The organism is Thioalkalivibrio sp. ALE17, from assembly GCF_000425605.1.
Taxonomy (GTDB): Bacteria; Pseudomonadota; Gammaproteobacteria; order Ectothiorhodospirales; family Ectothiorhodospiraceae; genus Thioalkalivibrio.
In genome coordinates, this window is record NZ_AUDT01000003.1 from 125,065 (window position 1) to 145,537 (window position 20,473).

Sequence of the window (20,473 nt, forward strand, 5' to 3'; positions counted from 1 at the left end):
CCGGCAGATTGCTTCGTCGCTGCGCTCCTCGCAATGACGGGGGAATAATCGGCGTCATCGCGAGGAGCGTAGCGACGTGGCGATCTGTGGGGGTGGCCCGGGCCGGGACGGAGAAGCGTGGGGGGTGCGGATGGAGGTTGCCACGGCCCCTGCGGGGCCTCGCAATGACGGGGTCCTTGTCCGGGTTTGGGGTGTGGACCGCGTGGGCGTGATACGTGTTGAACGGTTATTGATGATTTGGAGTTTGGAATGCGTGATGCGAGTCCCCAGGCGGTTTATCTGAGCGATTACCAGCCGCCGGCGTTTGTGGTGGAGAGCCTGGAGCTGGACTTTGAGCTGGACGCGGCGACCACCGAGGTGACCACGCGCATGGCGGTGCGCCGCAACCCGCAGGCGGCGGAGCCGAACGGGGCGCTGCGGCTCTACGGCGATGGTGTGGAGCTGGCGTCGCTGACGGTGGATGGCGCGGAGCCGGGCGAGGGCCTGCTGGAGCAGGACGCCGAGGGCCTGCTGCTGCACGGCCTGCCGGAGGCGGCGCGGCTGGAGATCGTCAGCCGCTGCCACCCGGAGCAGAACACCGCGCTGGAGGGCCTGTACGCCTCCAGCGGCATGCTGTGTACCCAGTGCGAGCCGGAGGGCTTTCGCCGCATCACGTTCTTCCCCGATCGTCCGGATGTGCTGACCACCTACCGCGTGCGCCTGGAAGCGGACCGGGCGCAGTATCCGGTGCTGCTGGCCAACGGCAACCGCGTGGAGGCCGGCGAGCTGGACGGCGGGCGCCACTACGCGGTGTGGGAGGACCCGTTCCCCAAGCCGTCGTACCTGTTTGCGCTGGTCGCCGGGGATCTGGCCTGCCAGCGCGACACCTTCACCACCATGTCCGGGCGCGAGGTCGCGCTGGAGCTGTTTGTGGAGGCGCACAACGCCGATCGCTGCGACCATGCGCTGGCCTCGCTGAAGCGCGCGATGCGCTATGACGAGGAGGCCTTCGGCCGCGAATACGATCTGGACGTGTACATGATCGTCGCAGTGGACGACTTCAACATGGGGGCGATGGAGAACAAGGGTCTGAACCTGTTCAACGCCAAGTACGTGCTGGCCAGCCCCGACACCGCCACCGACAGCGACTTTGTCGCCATCGAATCGGTGATCGCCCACGAGTACTTCCACAACTGGTCGGGCAACCGCGTGACCTGCCGTGACTGGTTCCAGCTGTCGCTGAAGGAGGGGCTCACGGTTTTCCGCGACCAGGAGTTCACCACCGACTGCACCCTGTTCGGCGTCAAGCGCATCGACGATGTCGTCATGCTGCGCGCCTTCCAGTTCCCGGAGGACGCCGGCCCGCTGGCGCACCCGGTGCGCCCGGACCACTACGCCGAGATCAATAACTTCTACACCCTGACCGTCTACGAGAAGGGCGCTGAGCTGATCCGCATGCTGCGCACCCTGATCGGGCGCGAGACCTTCCGTCGCGGGCTGGACCTCTACTTCGAGCGCTTCGACGGCCAGGCCGTGACGACGGACGACTTTGTCGCGGTGATGGCCGAGGCCAGCGGGCGCGATCTCGCCCGTTTCAAGCGCTGGTATACCCAGGCCGGCACGCCGCATGTGACCGCAGGCACCGCGTTCGACGGCCCCGGCGGACCGGCCCGTATCACACTCGCGCAGGAGACCCCGCCGACCCCGGGCCAGGCGCACAAGGAGCCGGTGGTGATCCCGGTGCGCATGGCCTTTCTCGATGCCGACGGCCAGCGCATCCGCGCGCGCCGGGACGGCGACGAAGCCGCGCGCGACGAATGGGTGCTGGAGCTGGACGCCGCCGAGCACACCTTCTGCTTCGAGGACCTGTCCGCCGAGGTGGCCGCGATCTCCTGGCTACGCGGCTTCTCCGCCCCGGTGATCCTGAACGCCAACCAGGGCGTGGACGAACTGGCGCACCTGCTGGCGCATGACGATGATGCCTTCGCCCGCTGGGAGGCCGCGCAGACCCTGTTCCGTCGCGCCATCCGTGCGCGCATCGAGCACGACGCCGCCGACTCCGCGCTGGAGGCCGCCATCGAGCACGCCCTGCACGCCCTGATCGAGGATCCGGCGATCGAGCCGGTGCTGCTGGCGACCATCCTGCAGCTGCCGCCCACGCGCGAGCTGGCCGAGTTGTTCGAGCGCGTCGATCCGGTGCGCCTGCGCATGGAGCGCGACGACCTGGAGAAGCGCCTCTATGCCCCGCTGACCGGCGCGATGCAGCAGATCCAGCCGAAGCTGGACGACGTGGACAATGGTGCCTTCACCGCCGAGGCGATGGGCCTGCGCCAGCTGCGCAACCGTCTGCTGGCGCTGCGTGTGGCGGCCCGCGACCAGGCCGCGGTGCCCGAGGCCCTGGCGCAGTACCAGAAGGCGCGCAGCATGACCATGCGCATGGGTGCGCTGAACGCGGTGAACGAACTGGATCACGAGGCCCGCGAGGTGCTGCTGACGGACTTCGAGCAGCGCTACCGCGACGACCCGCTGGTGCTGGACAAGTACTTCGGTCTGCAGGCCGGCAGCCAGGTCCCCGGAGGCTTCGAGCGCCTGGAGGCGCTGCTGGAGCACCCCGGGTTCCGCTGGACCAACCCGAACCGGGTGCGCGCGGTGCTCGGGCCGTTCATGGCCCGCAACGAACGCCACTTCCACCAGGAAGACGGCGAGGGCTATCGTCGCATGGGCGGCTTTGTCGAGAAGCTGGACGCGATGAACCCGCAGACCGCCGCGCGCCTGGCCCAGCCGCTGACGCGCTGGCAAAAGGTGGACAGCGTTCGCGGCGAACAGATGCGGGCGGAACTCGAACGCCTCGCCGCGCTCGAACTGTCGCGCGACCTGCGCGACGTGATCGAGCGCGCGCTGGCGGAGTAGGCGGCGACACTCTCGCTGCTGCGGCGACGGGAACGTGTGTGGGAGCGTGCCTGCACGCGAAGCCCCCGCCAAAGCCGGACGCGGGCAGGAGCATTCGAGCGCGCGCTGGCGGAGTAGGCGGCGACTCTCTCGCCGATGCGGCGACGGGAATGTGTGTGGGAGCGTGCCTGCACGCGAATGCCCCTGCCCGCATCCGGCTTTGGCGGGGGCTTCGCGGGCAAGCCCGCTCCTACGGGGGCTGTTGGCTGTGGTAGCGTATCGGCGGGTTATCGGGGTGATGCCTCCTGAGATGAGGGTTTGGCCGACGTGAAACGGGTCTTCCATCGACTGCTGTGCTGGATGCTGGTGCTGGCGATTGCCGGCCTGCCGGCACTTGCAGCCGTCGCGAGCGAGGGAGGCAGTCACGCTGGGCATGCGATGCATGGGGCCCAGTCGCATGGCGATAAGCCCGCGGATCACGCGGCCCACGACCACTCCCATGATCACGCGCACGGTGACGACCACGATCACCATGCGCAGGACGGTCACGCCGATACTCGGCATGCCGACGATCACACCCAAGACACTTCGGATTCCTCCGACGCCAGCGGGGTGATCGTGCACGCGGATTGCGTGGATGGCGCCTGCCTGGCGAGTTGCTCGGCCTGCAGCCACTGCCAGGGCCTGTTGTCCATCACCGGCATGCATCTGCTGACCCCGGTCACGCAGGCCATGCGCCTGTATTCCTTCCAGAGCGGCCCGCCCGCGGCCGCGTTATACCGACCCCCGATCCTCTCCTGATCTGACTGTACCGGCCCGAGCGCCGGGGCTGTCCGCACGTCCGGGTTCCACTCGGTGCCGGCGGGCGGCAAGGCCGTGTCGCGCGTTCGCGCGGGATGCGGAATCGAAGTCCGATCAAGGAGATTTTCACGATGCGAGCAACCCGATTGCTGCTCCCCGTCGTTTCGGTGCTGTTCCTCGCCGGTTGTGCGGTCACCGCGCCCGAGCTGGACCGCTCCGAACTGGCGGAGGACATCTCGGTGCAGGGGATCGACCTGCCCGAGTCGGAGATGCCCCGCCCCTCCGGCGAGCTGACGCTCGAGGAGGCCATTCATCAGGCCCTGTGGCGCAACCCGCGCATGCAGCAGGCCTACGCCAAGCTGGATCTGACGGCCGCCGACGTGGTCGAGGCCGCCCAGTTTTCCAATCCCACCCTGTCGCTGTCGGTGATGCGCCCCGAGGGCGGTGGCGGCAACGAGACGGGGGTCGGCCTGGCCTGGGGGATTTCCGGCCTGCTGATGCGCAGTGCGCGTCAGGACATTGCCGAGGCCCACTGGGAGTCCACACGTCTGCAGCTGGCCGAAGGCATGGTGGCCCTGGCCTCGGACACCGAGCGTGCCTGGTATGACGCGGTGGCCGCGCGCCAGCGGGCGCAGGTGCAGGCGCTGGAGACCCGCGCCGCGGATCTCGGCTCGCTGCTGGGCGAGCGCTTCTATGACGCCGGCAACATCCCCGACCTGAAGCGGGTACAGCTGCGCATCCGTGCGGCCGAGGCCCGGCTGAAGCTCGAGGATGCGCGGCAGCGCGAGCGCGAAACCCGTCTGCGCCTGGCCCACCTGATGGGGCTGCCCGGCCAGGTGGATGGCTGGGAGGTCCCCGGCAAGCTGCCACTGCCGCTGGCCGGTGTGGAGGATCGCGATGCCCTGGTCGCGCAGGCCCTGGAGCAGCGTCTGGACCTGCGGGCCCTGGATCATGCCCTGGAGGGGCTGACCGAGGGTGTGGCCCTGGTGCGCCGCTATCGCTGGCTGGGCGACATCGAGCCCGGTATCGAGTTCGAGCGCGAGACGGACGGCACCCGCCTGTGGGGCGGAGGTATCTCCTTCACCCTGCCGATCTTCAACCAGAACCAGGCCGGCATCGCCCGCGCCGAGGCGCGGCTGGAGGACGGCGAGGCCCGCCGGGCCCGGCTGGAGCAGGCGGTCACCGCCGATGTGCACCAGCACTTCGTCCGCCTGGCCCATCACCGCGACAAGTTCGGCACCAAGCGCTACGAACTGCTGCCGGCCCGGGAGATCGAGCTGGAGCGCGTGCAGGAGCGCGTGAACTTCATGTTCGACGATGTCTTCGACCTGCTCGTGACCAAGCAGGAAGAGCTGGCCGACTGGCAGCGCGCGGTGGCCGCACTGGGCGAGTACTGGCGGGCCCGGGTCGACCTGGCCTTCACCGTGGCCGGCGAGCTGCCGGGCGGGGCGCCGGGTGACGAGGGCTATCTCGAAACCGACGCGCTCGAACATGACCCGTCCGCGATGGATCACGGAGACCATGGCGGTCACGGCGGTCACGGCGGTCACGGCGGTCACGGCGGTCACGGCGGTCACGGCGGTCACGGCGGTCACGGGGACCACGGGGACCACGGGGACCACGGGGACCACGGGGACCACGGGGACCACGGGGATCACGGGGATCACGGGGATCACGGGGATCACGGGGATCACGGGGATCACGGGGATCACGGGGATCACGGGGATCACAGGGATCACGGGGATCACGGGGATCACGGAGATCATGACCATGGCGACCACGGTGACCACGGCAACGACGGTCACGGAGGGCATCACTGATGAAACGGCGTAACTTCCTGCTGGCCGCCGGCGCGGCAATGCTGCCGGCAACCACCCTGACCCGGGTGATGGCCGAAACGGGTCACGAGCACCACAACGAGGGCGATGCGACGCCCGGCGAACGCACCGAACAGGGCTACATGCCGGTGCATACGCCGAACGGCTGGACCCTGCCGTACGAAATGAACAACGGCGTGAAGGAGTTCCACCTGGTCGCCGAGGAGATCGAGCACGAGTTCGCGCCCGGTTCGGTGGCCAAGTGCTGGGGCTACAACGGCACCACCCCGGGGCCGACCATCGAGGCGGTGGAGGGCGACAAGGTTCGCATCTACGTGACCAACCGCCTGCCGGAGTACACCTCGGTGCACTGGCACGGCATCCATCTGCCTTCGGGCATGGACGGGGTGAAGGGCGTGACCCAGCCGCCGATCCACCCGGGGGAGACCTTCGTCTACGAGTTCGAGCTGAACCAGCACGGGACGCACATGTACCACCCGCATGCCGACGAGATGGTGCAGATGGCGATGGGGATGATGGGGATGTTCATCATCCACCCGAAGGACGGCGAGATCGAGCCGGTGGACCGCGACTACGCGATCCTGCTGCACAACTGGGGGCTGCACCCGGGCACGCGCACGCCGGACCCGTCGATCATGGTCGACTTCGATCTGTGGTCGATGAACTCCAAGGTCTTCCCGGCCATCGACTCGCTGGTGGCGAAGACCGGCGAGCGGGTGCGCATCCGCATGGGCAACCTGTCGATGTGGAACCACCCGATGCATGTGCACGGGGTGTCGTTCGAGGTGACCGGCTCCGATGGCGGTCGCTGGCCGCGCGCGCAGTGGCGCAAGGAGACGACCGAGATCGTTGCGGTCGGCCAGACCCGCGATATCGAGTTCGTCGCGCCACCGGGTGACTGGGCATTCCATTGCCACATGTCCCACCACACCATGAACCCGATGGGGCACGGCATCGCCAACACCCTGGGTGTGGACCAGTCCGGCCTCGAGGAGGAGATCCGTACGCTGCTGCCCGGCTATATGGCCATGGGCGAACACGGCATGGCGGATCACCAGGACCATACCGACGGCGGCCACATGCGCGGGCCGGAGAACACCCTGCCGATGGGGATGGGCCAGGGGCCGTTCGGCAACATCGGCATGGGCGGCATGTTCACCCTGATCAAGGTGCGCGACGACCTGGAGCCCGGGGACTTCCGCGATCCCGGCTGGTACTGGCACCCGGACGGGGAGGTGGCCCGCCGCGTGAGCCGCGATCCGGATTTCGGCAATCCGGTGCGCCGCGGCAAGGTCGCGGGTGCGGATTCCGACGGGCTCCCGACCCCCAGCCGCGATGCGCATGGCGGGCACGGAGGCCATGGCGGCCACGGGGGGCATGGAGGACACAACGGCCACGGAGGCCACAACCACTGAGTTTCCACCGGTGCGGGCACCGGGAGCGCCGCAAGGCGGCCCCCGGTGGCCTGTGGCCGGCGGATTCCGACACGACACGACTGCACTTGAACAACTTGAGGACGACATGATGACGATTGGTAACCGCAATATCCTGCGTTCCGCCCTTGCGGCCCTGCTGCTGGCCTTCGCCAGCCCCCTGCTGGCCCACGAGGGCGAAATGGGACAGGTCCCGGAGGATGGCTCCACGGTGCAGGGCACCCCGGAGGAGATCGGGATTCACTTCGATGGCGCGATGCGCATCACCCAGTTCGACGTGATCGGCCCGCAAGGCCGCGTGTCTCTGGAGAACGAGCCGGGCAGTGATCCGACCGAGGAGTACCATGTGCGCCCGGCCGGCGACCTGGAACCGGGTCGTTACGAGGTGCGCTGGCGCGGTCTGGCCCGCGACGGCCACATGATGTCCGGGAGCTTCCGCTTCACGGTGGAGAACTAGGCCGTGGCCTGGCTGTCTGCGCTGTCCGATGTGGATGCCTGGACGGTCGCCATGATGCTGGTGGCGGCCGGGTTCTATGCCGGTGCCTTGCTGGCGGCCGGGGCGGTGCTGTTTCGCCTGGCGTTTCCGGATCTGCCCGATCCGGAACGTCGGGCGGCCAGCCGCATGGGTGCGATCGCGGCCTGGGTCGCGATCGTGCTGGCGCTGGTCCAGTGGCCGCTGCAGGCCGGATACCTCGGGGGTGGCAATGGTGCGGCCGCCTTCGACCCCATGCTGCTCGGCATGGTGTTCGAGGGGGCGCAGGGAACCCGGCTGGTCCTGGCCGTGAGCGGTTTGTTGCTGGTGCAGGCGATCCTGCTGGATGCCCGTCGGCTGCCGGGGCTGGGCTACGGTCTCAGCCTTGCCGGCGTATTGTTGGTGATGCTCGCCTTCGTGCAGGTCGGGCACACGGTGGACGAGCCGCGCGCCCTGCTGGGAGGGCTGCTGGTGCTGCATCTGCTGGCCGCGGCCTTCTGGGTCGGTTCGTTGTGGCCGCTGTATCGCCTGGCGGGGCACCCGCCGGCGGGTCGTGATGCCGCGCGCATCCTGGCGCGCTTCGGCCAGGTGGCGGTGTTCGGGGTCGGGCTGCTGGTGCTTGCCGGTGTGGTGCTGGCGGCCTTGCTGCTGGGCGGTGTCACGCCATTGCTCACCTCGGGCTATGGGCAGTTCCTGATCGGCAAGGTCCTGATCGTCGGGTTGCTCCTGCTGCTGGCCGCCGCGAACAAGTGGCGGCTGGTACCGGCGTTCGAGCGCGGCGAACCCGGGGCTCCCGGACGGCTGCGCCGCAGTATCGCGCTGGAGGGCGGCCTGGTCGCGTCGATCCTGCTGCTGACCGCGGTACTGACCACGGTCAGTTCACCGGCCGGTGGATAGGCGACGCGGGCGCTAGCGGTTCGTCGTCAGATGGGTCGCTGGGCGACCGTGGCGGCGAGTTCGACGTCCTCGCCCTCGCGCTGGACACGGATGTCCAGGGTCGCGCCGGGCGAGGTGCGGGCGATCACGTTGAGCGCTTCTCGCGGGGTGTTCACGCTGCTGCCGTCCAGGTGGGTGATGATGTCCCCCGGTCGGATTCCAGCTTCTTCCGCAGGCCCCTCGCGCAGGATGCCGGCGACCAGCACGCCGCGCGGCGTGTCCAGGCCGAAGGATTCGGCCAGTTCGCGGTTCATCGCCTGGACCTCGATCCCCAGCCAGCCGCGGGCGACATAGCCCTGTTCGATGATCTCGGTCATCACGCTGCGCGCCAGATCCACCGGGATCGCGAAGCCGATGCCGTGGGAGCCGCCGGAGCGCGAGAAGATCGCGGTGTTGATGCCGACGACCTCGCCGCGCGCATTGATCAGCGCGCCGCCGGAATTGCCCGGATTGATCGCCGCGTCGGTCTGGATGAAGTCCTCGAAGGTGTTGATCCCGAGCTGGTTGCGCCCGGTGGCGGAGACGATCCCCTGGGTCACCGTCTGGCCGACGCCGAAGGGGTTGCCGATGGCGAGCACGACGTCGCCCACCCGCAGGTCGCTGGAGTGCCCCACCGTGGCCACACCGAGCCCCGGCGCGCGCACGCGCAGAACGGCAAGGTCGGTATCCGGATCGATGCCGATGATCTCGGCGGGGTGGGCCTCGCCGCCGGGGAGCATGATGGCAATGGCATCAGCCTCCTCGATCACGTGGTGATTGGTGAGGATGTGCCCCTGTTCGGTCATGATGACCCCGGAACCGAGGCTGGACTGCTCCTGTTCACCCGGCGGAAGGGGCTGGCCGAAGAATTCATGCAGGCCGAGGCCGGAGGGCCGGTCGATGGTGCGCGAGGTCATGATGTTGACGACCGCGGGCGCGGCGCGGCGTACGCCGTCGGCGTAGCTGGCCGGCGCACCCGTGGCGCCCGGGGCCGGCACGGGTTCGGCGACCTGCAGATCGGCGCCGGATTCGTCGCGGCCGAGGATCTCGGGGAAGAACACCGCGATCACCACGGCCAGGGCAATGCCGGTCAGCGCGGCTTGCAGCAGAAAGCGAGAGAAATTCACCATATGCCGAATATACCGAATCAGCGTTCAACAGGGGATCCCGCCGTGGTCAATCGCGATGAACTGATGCAGGCACTGAATGCGGAGCTCGAGCCGGAGCGCTTCCGCGATTACTGCCCGAATGGTCTGCAGGTGGAGGGGCGCCGCGAGATCCGTCGGATCGTCAGCGGGGTGACCGCCTCCCTGGCGCTGGTGGAGGCGGCGGTGGAGGCCGGGGCCGACCTGATCCTGGTGCACCACGGGTACTTCTGGAAGGGCGAACCGCAGGAGGTGACCGGCATGAAGCGCGAGCGCATGCGCCTGCTGCTGGCGCATGACATCAACCTGGTCGCCTACCACCTGCCGCTGGATGCCCACCCTGTGCTTGGCAACAACACCCAGTTGGCCGGGCGCCTGGGATTCGCGATCGATGGTGTACTGCGCGAGGACGGCGTCGGCCAGGTGGGGAGCCCGGCGCGGGTGATGTCGGCGCCCGACATGCAGGCGCATATCAGCAACGTGCTGGGGCGCGAGGCGCTGTGCGTGGAGGCCGGTGACCATCCCATCCGCCGCATCGCCTGGTGTACCGGCGGGGCCCAGTCCCTGCTTACCGAGGCCGCGGCACAGGGAGTGGATGCCTATATCAGTGGCGAGATCTCCGAGCAGACCACCCACGAGGCGCGCGAGCTGGGGGTGCACTACTTCGCTGCCGGACATCATGCGACCGAGCGCTACGGGGCCCCGGCCCTGGGCCAGTGGTGCGCGGAGCGCTTCGGTCTCGAACACCAGTTTATCGAGATCGACAATCCCGCCTGAGCGGGGGCGATCCCGCCCGCACGCGACCGCGTGCGAGATTGCAGTGCAGCCTGTTCGCTTTGGGGGCGTGCCGGATGCCCCGTCCGCGCCCTTCTGTAATCAGTTGGTTATAGAGGTTTTTGGCGCGCGTGACCAAGCGCAATGCTCGGTCTTAAGGCAGTAATCTACTTGACCTTATTAGCGTGTTCGGGAATTCTATCGGATTTTACAGCCCGCCCAGATGGGTATTCGCGCGTGCGGCCAAGGCCCCTCGCGTTCAGGCTGCGCCTTGGTTGCGTGGCTGCGGGAATACGATTTCAACACGTTGTTTGGAGAGACAAACATGGCAAACCAAGGCGTAAACCGAGGCCGGCGCCGGTTCCTCGTCGCCGCGACATCTGTCGTAGGCGGAGCCGGGGTCGCCGCTGTCGCGGCCCCGTTCCTGGCGTCCTTGCAGCCCAGCGCGCGCGCTCAGGCGGCCGGGGCCCCTGTCGAGTTCGACGTGTCCGCTGTCGAGCCGGGCCAGCGTGTCAGCGTCGAATGGCGCGGCCAGCCCATCTGGGTCGTGCGACGCACCGAAGAGATGATCGCCGGTTTGTCCGAGGTGACCGACCGTCTGCGTGATCCGGAGTCCGAGGTCGAGAGCCAGCAGCCGGAATACGCGCAGAACGAGCACCGTTCGCGCAATCCCGAGTTCCTGGTCGTGATCGGCATCTGCACCCATCTGGGCTGCTCGCCCACCTACCGCCCGGAGATCGGCGACCCCGAGATGGGTTCCGACTGGCAGGGTGGCTGGCTGTGCGGCTGCCACGGCTCCCGCTTCGACCTGGCCGGCCGCGTGTATCGCAACATGCCGGCGGCGACCAACCTGGTGATCCCGCGCCACATGTACCGCACGGACACCTTGCTTGTCATTGGTGAAGACGAAGACGGGGAGGCGATCTAAATGGCCAGCAATCCTGATACCAAGATCCAGGGCGGTCTGCTGGGCTGGGTCGATGCCCGCTTCCCGCTCTCCCAGATGTGGAACGAGCATCTGGCGCAGTACTACGCGCCGAAGAACTTCAACTTCTGGTATTTCTTCGGCTCCCTGGCGCTGCTGGTGCTGGTCATCCAGATCGTCTCCGGCATCTTCCTGACCATGTTCTACAAGCCCGATGCGGAACTCGCGTTCGCGTCGGTCGAGTACATCATGCGCGACGTGGAGTGGGGCTGGCTGATCCGCTACATGCATTCCACCGGCGCCTCGATGTTCTTCGTGGTCGTCTATCTGCACATGTTCCGGGCGCTGCTGTACGGCTCCTACAAGAAGCCGCGCGAGCTGATCTGGATCTTCGGTGTGCTGATCTACCTGGTGCTGATGGCCGAGGCCTTCGCCGGCTACCTGCTGCCGTGGGGCCAGATGTCCTACTGGGGCGCGCAGGTGATCGTGAACCTGTTCCAGACCATCCCGTACATCGGGCCGGACCTGGTGACCTGGATTCGCGGTGACTTCCTGCTCTCCGATGCCACGCTGAACCGCTTCTTCGCGCTGCACGTGATTGCCCTGCCGCTGGTGCTGATCATGCTGGTGGCCGCGCACATCATTGCGCTGCACGAAGTGGGCTCCAACAACCCGGACGGCATCAACATCAAGGAAAACAAGGACGAGAACGGCATCCCGAAGGATGGCATCCCGTTCCACCCGTACTACTCCGTGAAGGATCTGGTCGGTGTCGGCGTGTTCCTGATGGTCTTTGCCGTGATCATGTTCTTCTTCCCGACCGGTGGCGGCCTGTTCCTGAAGCCGGACAACATGATCCCGGCCGACCCGCTGGTCACCCCGGATCTCATCCCGCCGGTGTGGTACTTCACCTCGATGTATTCGGTGCTGCGATCCGTGCCGGATCCGTTCCTCGGCGTGGTCGCGATGGGCCTTGCGGTGGTGATGCTGTTCTTCATCCCGTGGCTGGATCGCAATCCGGTACTGTCGATGCGCTACCGCTCGTTCGCGGCCAAGTTCAACCTGGCGGTGTTCGTGGTGGCCTTCGTGATCCTCGGCTGGCTGGGTCTGCAGCAGGCCACCACGGAAGTGAGCGAGATGAGCCTGCGCTTCTCCACGGTCTACTTCGCGTTCTTCTTCCTGCTGTGGTTCCTCAGCAAGGAACGCTCCGCGGTCTTCAGCCTGATCGCATTCGCCGTGGTGGTGGGCATCTACACGATCTACGACATCCTGCGTTTCGATCCGAGTGACGCGAGTCTGATCATGTGGTCCTGGCTGATTCCGACCGTGTATCTGTTCGTGACCATGGTGGCCCCCGCCTTCGCGCGTGGCCTGGGCCGTGACCGTGCCGTTCCGGAAAGGGTGACTTCGTAATGAAAACGCTGATTGCAACTACGTTCCTGGCCGCTGCGGCCCTGTTCACCGTCCCGGCCGCCTCGGCGGCCGGGTACGACGGTGACCTGGAGAAGGCCAATATTGACGTGACCAATGAGGCCTCGCTGCAGCGCGGTGCCAACCTGTTCATGAACTACTGCATGGGTTGCCACTCCACGGAGTACATGCGCTACAACCGCGTCGCGCGGGATATCGGGCTCACCGAGCAGCACATGGAAGAGAACTTCATCTTCATGACCGACGAAGCCGGTGATCCGGTCGGTGTGGGTTCGCTGATGAAGAACGCCATGAGCGACGATTACGGCGAAGAGGCCTTCGGCGTGGTCCCGCCCGACCTGACCATGACCACCCGCATCCATGGCGAGGACTGGGTCTACACCTTCCTGAAGAGCTTCTATGTGGATGAGTCGCGTCCGCTGGGCGCGAACAATACCGTGTTCAGCAACGTCGGCATGCCGCACGTGCTGTGGGAGCTCCAGGGCTGGCAGGAGAAGGTTGTCGACGAGGACGGCAACGAGCGTCTCGAGTTGGTGCGCTCCGGTAGCATGACGCCCAGCGAATACGACCGCGCCGTGCGCGACATCGTCACCTACCTCTCCTACATGGGCGAGCCGATGCAGCTGGACCGCCAGCGGATCGGCCTGTACGTCCTGATTTTCCTCGGGATCTTCACGATCCTGGCCTACTTCTTGAAAAAGGAGTACTGGAAAGACGTACACTAGGCGGCCTGAACCGTCGCCGGCGCACTGATCAAGGATGATCGCGCGCCGGTGTTATTGACCGTCTGCCCGGCGTGGCCTCGTGCCTGGCCGGGCTAGGGAGAAAGCCATGGCGCTGGTCGCCAACCGTCGTTCCGTTATGACCCTGTTTTCTGCTCACGACTGTGTGCGCTGCCACCGGGTGCGCATCATCCTTGCGGAGAAGGACATCGCCGTGGATGTCGTGAATCTCGGGCCGGACGAGCTGCCCGAGGATCTCTCCGATCTGAATCCGTACAACGAGGTCCCGACCCTGGTGGATCGCGATCTGGCCCTGTACGGGACGCATGTCATCACCGAATACCTGGACGAGCGTTTTCCGCATCCGCCGTTGATGCCGGTGGATCCGGTTTCGCGGGCGGCCGCGCGGCTGGCGCTTTATCGCGTGGAACGCGACTGGTACGAGGGGCTGGACGCGGTCTACAAGGCCTCCGGCTCGGGGTTGACCAAGGCACGCAAGATCCTGCGCGAGAGCCTGGTGAGCTCGGCGGAGATCTTCGAACTCAAGCCGTACTTCCTGAGTGACGAGTTCTCCATCGTCGACTGTGCCATTGCCCCCGTAATGTGGCGGCTTCCGGCGGTCGGTATCGACCTGACCTCGCTGCCGCAGGCGATCCAGGAATACGCCGACCGTGTGTGCAAGCGCGAGTCTTTCCAGGTGAGTCTGACCGAGGCCGAGCGCGAGCTGCGCCTGTGACTTCGTCGCGCCCCTATCTGCTCCGCGCGCTGTGGGAGTGGGTCACGGATAACGGCTTCACGCCGCATATCCTGGTCGACGCCACGGTCGAGGGCGTGGTCGTGCCCGAGGCCTTTGTGGATCAGGGCAAGATCACCCTGAACGTTGGTCCCTCCGCGGTACAGGCCCTGAATATCGGGGACGACGCCGTGGCCTTCTCGGCCCGCTTCGCTGGCAACCCGATGGATGTGTTCGTGCCGATGCCGGCGGTTCTGGCGGTCTACGCCCGCGAGAACGGGCAGGGCATGATGTTCGGCAGCGAGCCGGGGCCCGGCCCCGAGGACGATGGTCCAGGCGCGCCGCCGGATGGGTCCGGTGATGGCGGGGGCAGAGAGGATGCCCCGGCGCCCAGGCGCAAGGGGCCGTCGCTCAAGGTCGTCAAGTAGTGCGCAGGGCCCCGTATGGGGCCCGTTTCTTTTCCGGGGATGTGTGCCGTACGAAGGGGGCGTCGCCTCAGGCCGGGCCGGGTGCCTTGCCGGGGTTGAGGATGTTGTCGGGATCGAACTCGCGCTTGATGCCCGCCATCAGCCCCAGAGCCACCGGGTCCAACTCGCGCGCCACATAGGGCCGCTTGACCAGACCGATGCCGTGTTCCCCGGACAGGGTGCCGCCGAGCGCGAGGACCAGCGTAAAGACCCCGTCCAGGCAGCGTTCGGCCGCCGCCAGTTCCTGAGGGTCGTCCGGGTTGACCAGCAGGTTCACGTGGATGTTGCCGTTGCCGGCATGGCCGAAATTCACGATCTTGATCGCGTGCTCCGTCGCCAGGCGGTCCAGGCCCGCGATCAGCTCGGGGATGCGCGAGACCGGCACGACCACGTCCTCGTTGATCTTCTTCGGCGCCACGGTCCGCAGCGCCGGGGACAGGGCCTTGCGTACGGCCCACAGGGCCTGTGCCGCCTCGGGGGTGTCGGCGCTGTGGGTCTCCAGGCAACCGGGGCCCTCGGCCGCGGCGCGCACGCCGGCGGTGGTGGCGTCGATACCGGCCTCGGTGCCATCCGTTTCGATCATCAGGATGGCGCCGGCGTCCGCGGGCAGGGGGCAGTCCGGATCATAGTCTCGAATCATGGCAATGGCGGAGTGGTCCATGAATTCCAGTGCCGAGGGGACTTCCGCTCGGGCCATCAGGCGCGAGACGGCGCGGGCAGCGCCGCCGACATCGCGATATACCGCCTGGATCAGGCGGGTCGCCTCCGGCCTGGGGGTGAGGCGCAGCGTGGCCTCCGTGATCACGGCCAGCGTGCCCTCGGAGCCGATCAGCAGCCGGGTGAGGTCGTAGCCCACGACGCCCTTGGTGGTGTGGACCCCGGTGCGGAAGGCCTCCCCGGTTCCGGCGACGCCAGCGAGGCCCAGGGTGTTGTCTCTCGGGGTGCCGTACTTCACCGCATGCGGCCCCGCGGAGTTGTACGCCAGGTTGCCGCCCAGGGTGCAGTAGGCGCTGCTGGTCGGATCCGGTGGCCAGAAAAAGCCGTGGCGTCCCGCAGCCTGCTGGATCTCGCCGTTGGTGACGCCGGGTTCCGCGATCAGCCAGCGATTGTCCGGGTCCACCTCGAGGATGCGGTTCATGTGCTCGAAGGACACCACCAGCCCCCCGTGGTCCGGCACCGCGGCGCCCGTGGTGCCCGTCCCGCGCCCCCGGCAGGTGAGTGCAACGCCCAGCCGCCGGCACAGTCGCACCAGCTCGCGCACGGTATCCGCGTCGCGCGGGAAGGCCACCGCGTCCGGGACCGCGTGGAGCTTCGAGTTGTCCGCGCCATACGTCCAGCAGTCCGCCGGATCGAGCAACCGGTCGCCGGGTGCCAGCAGTTGTTCCAGTTCGCGGGCCAGTGGAGTCATGGGGTGGGCTTAATCGGTGGGTGCCTGGATGGCGTCCTGCAGCCAGTCGATCCGGTCGCGACCATCCAGGGTCATGACATCGAAACGCACCGGCCCGTTCCAGGCATGCTCCTGTAAATAGGCCTCGGCGACCCGTAGCAGGCGCGCCTGCTTGCGCCGGTCGATGCTCTCCGCGCCGCCCCCGAACCCGGGGTGGCTGCGTTTGCGTACCTCCACCAGCACGAGCGTGTCACCCTCCTGGGCGACGAGGTCGAGCTCGCCATACGGGCGGCGGACGTTGCGAGCCCGGATCTCCAGGCCGCGGGTCTCGAGGTAGGCGGCGGCCCGGTCCTCGGCGGCCTGTCCCGAGACGCCCGGGCGAAACACTCAGGAGCCTCCGGCGGGGAGGTCGATGCGCCGGGGTTCGCCGCGCTCGAAGCGCGCCCAGGCCGGCTCCCGCACCCATTCATGATTGAACGGGTTCAGGCCCCAGGTCCCGGTGGCGCCGACCAGCTGGTGATGCGGGGCGCTGCGCACCGCTTCCTGGCGCAGGCTCAGGCGCAGCGCGTCCATCCCCAGGGCGACAAAACGGGGCAGTGCCTCGTCGCCGGCGTCCGCTTCTTCGCCCAGCGGGCTTACTCGGTCGAACAGGCGCGGCGCGTCGGGAAATACGATCCCGTTCAGGTCGGCATCGCGATTCGCATCCGGACGGCCCGAATAGACATGGGCCGTCGCCATCATCGGCAGGTGGCTCGCGCGGTGAAAGTGCACGTGCGGCACGATACGCCGCACCTGCGGGGCCGACCCGGCGATGAACAGATGGTCCACATCGGCACGTACCTGCGGATCCGCCTCCAGTTCCAGCCCGGTCCGGCGCGCCACCTCGCGAATGCGGGATTCGCTTTGCGGGATCCCCAGGGCATTGCCAATGGTGGCGTTCAGTTCGCCCGCAGTGGGCTGGACCCGGATCACGTCGCGCGGGCGTCGATCGTCCTCGGCGAGCGTCGCCTGGTAGGCGCTCGCCACGCGATCGCCGAAGGCCCCCTCCGGCAGGATCACCAGCGGGTGCAGCCAGCCGGCGCGCGCGGCGCGATCGGCCACGGCCCGGGCGTCCTCTTCCGGGTTCAGAGCCAGCGTGGTCATCGCTTCGTGGGCAATGGTGCCGGCCCGGTTCAGCAGCACGGATGGAACGGCCTGATCGCTGGTTGCGACCTGCTGAACCGATTCGCGCCGCAGTGGGCCGATGATGCGCGCGACGCCCGATTCCACGCCGCGCCGGTAGAGCGCGGCCGCGGCATCCGGCTCCCCGCGAGTGTCGCGAACGATCAGGCGCCCGTTGCTGGTCCCCTCTGCGTAGTAGGCGCGGGTGATGCCGTCCAGGACGGCGTTGCCGAGCTCGCCGAGATCGCCCGACAGGGGCAGGAGCACCAGAGTGTCGCCGGGTGCGTCCGGCGTCAGGGGATGGGACGCCAGCAGCTCCGGCAGCAGGCTGTTGGCCGGGTGCGAGGGATGGCGTTCCCGCCACTGGCCAGCGGCCTGGCGTGCCGCGTCCAGCGTGTCGGCGCCGCGCAGCAGCCGGAACAGGCTGACCCAGGCATCGCCATCCGGCGGGTGGTTGCCGGTCACTCGTTCGCGCTGGGCCGGGCGCAGGGCCGCAAGCAGACCCCACAAGCGCTGCTGGTTCTCGCTGTGCAGATCCGGCTCCATGATCAGGAGCCCGTCCAGGCGCAGGCGGGCGTCCAGGGCCTGATACCATTGGCCTTCGTGTTCCAGCAGCCGGGCGTGGAGCGACAGGCCTTCACGATAGACCTCCGGTGAACGCGTCGGATCGTCCGGATCGTCCGCTCCGAGACGCTCTCGGGCCAGGTCCCAGTCGCGCTGGGCCGCCGCCAGGCGCGCGCCCAGCAGGCGGCCGGCCTGGGAGTCCCGTTCGGCGTCGGGCAGCTCGGTCCAGAGGGTGTCGGCCCGCTCCAGCTGATCCGGCGTCGCCGGGTCCAGTGCCAGGACGGCTTCGATCGCACCCCGGATGGTCTCCGGTTCCGGGCGCGAGCGCGCCTCGCTCAGGAGCAGGCTGGCGCGGACCTCCGGCGGGAGTTCGGCCAGATCCACGCGGGGTTCGGGCTCCGGGGCCGGTTCCGGGTCCGGGCGCGGCGTGGCGCACCCGACCACAATGGCCGCGGCCAGCAGCAACAGGGCAAGGCGGGACAGGGGCCGGGCGTGTCCGGCGCGATGAAAGGGTCGGGGCACGATGGTGGTCACGAGGTTTCCCTGGCGAATGAGGAGTCAGTATTGAAAGCGCATCAGGCCGTGTCAACGAACTGGGGCACGTTGTGGGTAGTGGCCACGCCGATTGGTAATCTCGGCGACATGAGCCCGCGTGCGGGCGAGATCCTGGCCCGGGTGCAGCGGATTGCCGCGGAGGATACGCGACACAGCGCCGGACTGCTGGCCCACCTGGGTGTGCATACGCCGCTGGTCAGCCTGCACGAGCACAACGAGGCCGAGCGAATCCCGGCGCTGCTCGAGGCATTGCAGGCGGGGGAGTCGGTGGCCCTGGTCTCGGATGCGGGCACGCCGCTGGTGTCCGATCCCGGCTTCCGTCTGGTGCGCGCGGCGCGGGAGGTGGGCGCGCCGGTGCGGGCCGTTCCGGGCCCCAGCGCCCCGCTGGCGGCGCTGGCCGTGGCGGGCTTGCCATCCGACCGGTTCTGTTTCGAGGGCTTTCTGCCGCACGCGGCCGGGGCGCGTCGGCGGCAGCTGGAGGTGCTGCTGGCCCAGCCGGTTACCACGATCGTGTTCGAGTCGTCTCATCGTATCCGGGCTGCGGCCGGGGACCTTGCCGGACTGGCGCCCGAGCGCGAGGTATTCCTGGCGCGCGAGCTGACCAAGCAGTTCGAGGAGCACTACCGGGGCGTCGCTGCGGACCTCCCGGCCTGGCTGGATGCGGATGCCAACCGCACCCGCGGCGAGTTTGTCCTGATCCTGGGGGCGGCGCCGGCCCCGGAAACCGGCGGCGAGGCCGACGAGCCGCTGGCGGCCGAACACGAGCGCCTGCTCGCCGCGCTACTGCAGGAGCTCCCCCTCAAGCGTGCCGCGCGCCTGCTCTCCGATGCCACCGACCTGCCACGCAACCGCGTCTACGCCCGCGCCCTGGCCCTCAAGGACGCCCAAAGCTAAGGCCTGTTTTTCACCACGAAGCACACGAAGGCACGAAGAAGGGCAAGGTCAAGGGCGCTTCACAGGAAGTCGCGAAGGTTTGAAGGAATGAATGCGGGTTGAACCCACTGGGCTCGGACGGTGTAGCAATGAGTGTCCGGCCAATCCTGCCAGCAGTAACGCCCTTCTATCCTTCCAGCCTTCCTGTCATTGCTTTTGACCTTGCCCTTCTTCGTGCCTTCGTGTGCTTCGTGGTGAACAAAAGGGGGGCGTCGGCGGCCAGGCCCCTGAAAAGCCTTGCGTTCCGGGGCGGGGCGGCGTACAAGGAGCGCGGGAGTCGGCCGGGCAGTCGCTGCATCCTCGGATGTGGAGGAAAGTCCGGGCTCCGCAGGGCAGGACGCCAGGTAACACCTGGGCGGCGCGAGCCGACGGAAAGTGCCGCAGAAAATACACCGCCGATGGCCTTCGGGCACAGGTAAGGGTGAAATGGTGCGGTAAGAGCGCACCGCGCGACTGGTAACAGTTCGTGGCAGGGTAAACCCCGTCCGGAGCAAGGCCAAATAGGGGTGCATGGTGTGGCCCGCATCGCACCCGGGTAGGCTGCACGAGGCGTCCGGTGACGGACGTCCCAGATGAATGACTGTCCACGACAGAACCCGGCTTATGGCCGGCTCCCACTTTTTCCCACCTGCGAGTCTCCCGCCGCCGTGCCGGTTCGGGCCGGTCCCGCTGTGTCCGCGGCAAACTTGTAAAGTGATGCATGAAGTTTGGGCCTCAACGCAAGGCTTTTAATACCCTTCTTCCAGCTCTTTCGGCGCCCTCGCGTCGGTCGCGCTAAGTCTCTGTGATTCAACGCTTATTTTTTGTTTTTCGGGGTCGATTTTCTTGACTCTGGAGGATGCCCGTACCTATAGTGTCGAAAAGTGGGTCAAAGTGGGGAAAGGTGGGTAACCACCGCTACCAGCCATGTTTCGAGGCGTCAGCCAGCTCAATCTGGATGCGAAGGGCCGCCTGGCCATGCCGGCGCGGTATCGCGACGACCTCGCTGCGAGCTGCAACAGCCAGCTGGTGATTACCGTTGATCCCTCCCGTTGCCTCCTCCTCTACCCGTTTCCGGAATGGGAGCGCATCGAGCAGAACCTGATGTCCCGCCCCAACATGAATCCCAAGGTGCGCAATCTGCAGCGCCTGCTGGTGGGTCATGCCACCGAATGCGAGCTGGATGGCAGCGGCCGGTTGCTGCTGCCCACGCCCCTGCGTCAGTACGCCGGCCTGGAAAAGCGGGTCGTGCTGCTGGGGCAGGGCAAGAAGTTCGAGATCTGGGACGAGGCCACCTGGGAGGAGACCTGCGCCCAGGTGCTGGGGGGTGACGTGGATGACGAAGCGCTCGAGTCCATCGCGTTGTGACG

18 protein-coding genes and 1 other RNA gene are annotated in these 20,473 nt (G+C 67.6%); 15 read left to right on the plus strand and 4 right to left on the minus strand.

The features are described 5' to 3' along the window. Positions 1-249: 249 nt before the first annotated feature. The 6 genes from pepN (at position 250) to H609_RS0103845 (ending at position 8,309) form a co-directional block, all read left to right on the plus strand. Positions 250-2,889 (plus strand): aminopeptidase N, encoded by a 2,640-nt coding sequence (gene pepN / locus H609_RS0103820; RefSeq protein WP_028484356.1) that lies wholly within the window; start codon positions 250-252, stop codon positions 2,887-2,889. Between the two features lie 339 nt (positions 2,890-3,228). Then, on the plus strand, positions 3,229-3,669 hold the full coding sequence (locus tag H609_RS0103825) for a hypothetical protein (RefSeq protein WP_051206747.1): 441 nt from the start codon (positions 3,229-3,231) through the stop codon (positions 3,667-3,669). A gap of 146 nt (positions 3,670-3,815) precedes the next feature. Next, positions 3,816-5,489: a TolC family protein gene (locus tag H609_RS0103830; RefSeq protein ID WP_028484358.1), complete on the plus strand. Its 1,674-nt coding sequence runs from the start codon at positions 3,816-3,818 to the stop codon at positions 5,487-5,489. Next, positions 5,489-6,922, plus strand: a complete 1,434-nt coding sequence (locus H609_RS0103835) for a multicopper oxidase family protein (protein WP_028484359.1) — start codon at positions 5,489-5,491, stop codon at positions 6,920-6,922. Before H609_RS0103830 ends, H609_RS0103835 begins: the two co-directional genes overlap by 1 nt. Positions 6,923-7,028: 106 nt before the next feature. Continuing rightward, positions 7,029-7,397, plus strand: a complete 369-nt coding sequence (locus H609_RS0103840; protein WP_018881396.1) for a copper resistance CopC family protein — start codon at positions 7,029-7,031, stop codon at positions 7,395-7,397. Positions 7,398-7,400: 3 nt separating this feature from the next. After that, on the plus strand, positions 7,401-8,309 hold the full coding sequence (locus tag H609_RS0103845; RefSeq protein WP_028484360.1) for a copper resistance D family protein: 909 nt from the start codon (positions 7,401-7,403) through the stop codon (positions 8,307-8,309). A gap of 26 nt (positions 8,310-8,335) precedes the next feature. Here H609_RS0103845 and H609_RS0103850 read toward each other — a convergent pair whose 3' ends face one another. Beyond that, positions 8,336-9,457, minus strand: coding sequence for a S1C family serine protease (locus H609_RS0103850; protein WP_018865634.1), 1,122 nt, complete (start codon positions 9,455-9,457; stop codon positions 8,336-8,338). 42 nt (positions 9,458-9,499) lie between these two features. Between H609_RS0103850 and H609_RS0103855 the strand changes: the two genes are divergently transcribed. From H609_RS0103855 to H609_RS0103880, 6 genes are all read left to right on the plus strand, one after another. Continuing rightward, on the plus strand, positions 9,500-10,249 hold the full coding sequence (locus tag H609_RS0103855; protein WP_018881394.1) for a Nif3-like dinuclear metal center hexameric protein: 750 nt from the start codon (positions 9,500-9,502) through the stop codon (positions 10,247-10,249). A gap of 322 nt (positions 10,250-10,571) precedes the next feature. After that, entirely contained in the window at positions 10,572-11,174 is a 603-nt protein-coding gene (petA, locus tag H609_RS0103860) for a ubiquinol-cytochrome c reductase iron-sulfur subunit (RefSeq protein ID WP_026279149.1), read from the plus strand. Further along, positions 11,175-12,584 (plus strand): cytochrome b N-terminal domain-containing protein, encoded by a 1,410-nt coding sequence (locus H609_RS0103865; protein ID WP_018865637.1) that lies wholly within the window; start codon positions 11,175-11,177, stop codon positions 12,582-12,584. Then, positions 12,584-13,327 carry a cytochrome c1 gene (locus H609_RS0103870; RefSeq protein ID WP_018878158.1) on the plus strand — a complete coding sequence of 248 codons (744 nt, stop codon included), beginning with the start codon at positions 12,584-12,586 and terminating at the stop codon, positions 13,325-13,327. The genes H609_RS0103865 and H609_RS0103870 overlap by 1 nt, the downstream gene beginning before the upstream one ends. 106 nt (positions 13,328-13,433) lie before the next feature. Further along, positions 13,434-14,060: a glutathione S-transferase N-terminal domain-containing protein gene (locus tag H609_RS0103875; RefSeq protein WP_018876487.1), complete on the plus strand. Its 627-nt coding sequence runs from the start codon at positions 13,434-13,436 to the stop codon at positions 14,058-14,060. Next, positions 14,057-14,485 carry a ClpXP protease specificity-enhancing factor gene (locus H609_RS0103880; protein ID WP_028484361.1) on the plus strand — a complete coding sequence of 143 codons (429 nt, stop codon included), beginning with the start codon at positions 14,057-14,059 and terminating at the stop codon, positions 14,483-14,485. The genes H609_RS0103875 and H609_RS0103880 overlap by 4 nt, the downstream gene beginning before the upstream one ends. A 67-nt stretch (positions 14,486-14,552) precedes the next feature. Here the strand turns inward: H609_RS0103880 and H609_RS0103885 are convergent, their stop codons facing one another. From H609_RS0103885 to H609_RS0103895, 3 genes are read right to left on the minus strand one after another with little or no spacing between them, the layout of a single operon-like run. Then, positions 14,553-15,932, minus strand: coding sequence for an FAD-binding oxidoreductase (locus H609_RS0103885; RefSeq protein ID WP_028484362.1), 1,380 nt, complete (start codon positions 15,930-15,932; stop codon positions 14,553-14,555). A 9-nt stretch (positions 15,933-15,941) separates the two neighbouring features. Beyond that, positions 15,942-16,298: a YraN family protein gene (locus H609_RS0103890; RefSeq protein ID WP_018865641.1), complete on the minus strand. Its 357-nt coding sequence runs from the start codon at positions 16,296-16,298 to the stop codon at positions 15,942-15,944. Then, entirely contained in the window at positions 16,299-18,170 is a 1,872-nt protein-coding gene (locus tag H609_RS0103895) for a penicillin-binding protein activator (RefSeq protein WP_019583708.1), read from the minus strand. A gap of 78 nt (positions 18,171-18,248) precedes the next feature. Between H609_RS0103895 and rsmI the strand changes: the two genes are divergently transcribed. The 3 genes from rsmI (at position 18,249) to mraZ (ending at position 20,471) form a co-directional block, all read left to right on the plus strand. Further along, positions 18,249-19,085 carry a 16S rRNA (cytidine(1402)-2'-O)-methyltransferase gene (gene rsmI / locus H609_RS0103900; RefSeq protein WP_026280791.1) on the plus strand — a complete coding sequence of 279 codons (837 nt, stop codon included), beginning with the start codon at positions 18,249-18,251 and terminating at the stop codon, positions 19,083-19,085. A 312-nt stretch (positions 19,086-19,397) separates the two neighbouring features. Then, positions 19,398-19,743: RNase P RNA component class A (gene rnpB, locus H609_RS13500), an RNA gene on the plus strand. Between the two features lie 287 nt (positions 19,744-20,030). Further along, a complete protein-coding gene (gene mraZ / locus H609_RS0103905) occupies positions 20,031-20,471 on the plus strand; it encodes a division/cell wall cluster transcriptional repressor MraZ (protein ID WP_017942776.1) in 441 nt (146 codons plus the stop codon). Positions 20,472-20,473: the final 2 nt, after the last annotated feature.

Bases quoted from the DNA above. Each gene is read 5' to 3' on its own strand.
- H609_RS0103825 (WP_051206747.1), top strand. From the start codon at position 3,229: ATGCTGGTGCTGGCGATTGCCGGCCTGCCGGCACTTGCAGCCGTCGCG.
- H609_RS0103870 (WP_018878158.1), top strand. From the start codon at position 12,584: ATGAAAACGCTGATTGCAACTACGTTCCTGGCCGCTGCGGCCCTGTTC.
- H609_RS0103865 (WP_018865637.1), top strand. From the start codon at position 11,175: ATGGCCAGCAATCCTGATACCAAGATCCAGGGCGGTCTGCTGGGCTGG.
- pepN (WP_028484356.1), top strand. From the start codon at position 250: ATGCGTGATGCGAGTCCCCAGGCGGTTTATCTGAGCGATTACCAGCCG.
- H609_RS0103835 (WP_028484359.1), top strand. From the start codon at position 5,489: ATGAAACGGCGTAACTTCCTGCTGGCCGCCGGCGCGGCAATGCTGCCG.
- H609_RS0103875 (WP_018876487.1), top strand. From the start codon at position 13,434: ATGGCGCTGGTCGCCAACCGTCGTTCCGTTATGACCCTGTTTTCTGCT.
- mraZ (WP_017942776.1), top strand. From the start codon at position 20,031: ATGTTTCGAGGCGTCAGCCAGCTCAATCTGGATGCGAAGGGCCGCCTG.
- petA (WP_026279149.1), top strand. From the start codon at position 10,572: ATGGCAAACCAAGGCGTAAACCGAGGCCGGCGCCGGTTCCTCGTCGCC.
- H609_RS0103850 (WP_018865634.1), bottom strand. From the start codon at position 9,457: ATGGTGAATTTCTCTCGCTTTCTGCTGCAAGCCGCGCTGACCGGCATT.
- H609_RS0103840 (WP_018881396.1), top strand. From the start codon at position 7,029: ATGATGACGATTGGTAACCGCAATATCCTGCGTTCCGCCCTTGCGGCC.
- H609_RS0103885 (WP_028484362.1), bottom strand. From the start codon at position 15,932: ATGACTCCACTGGCCCGCGAACTGGAACAACTGCTGGCACCCGGCGAC.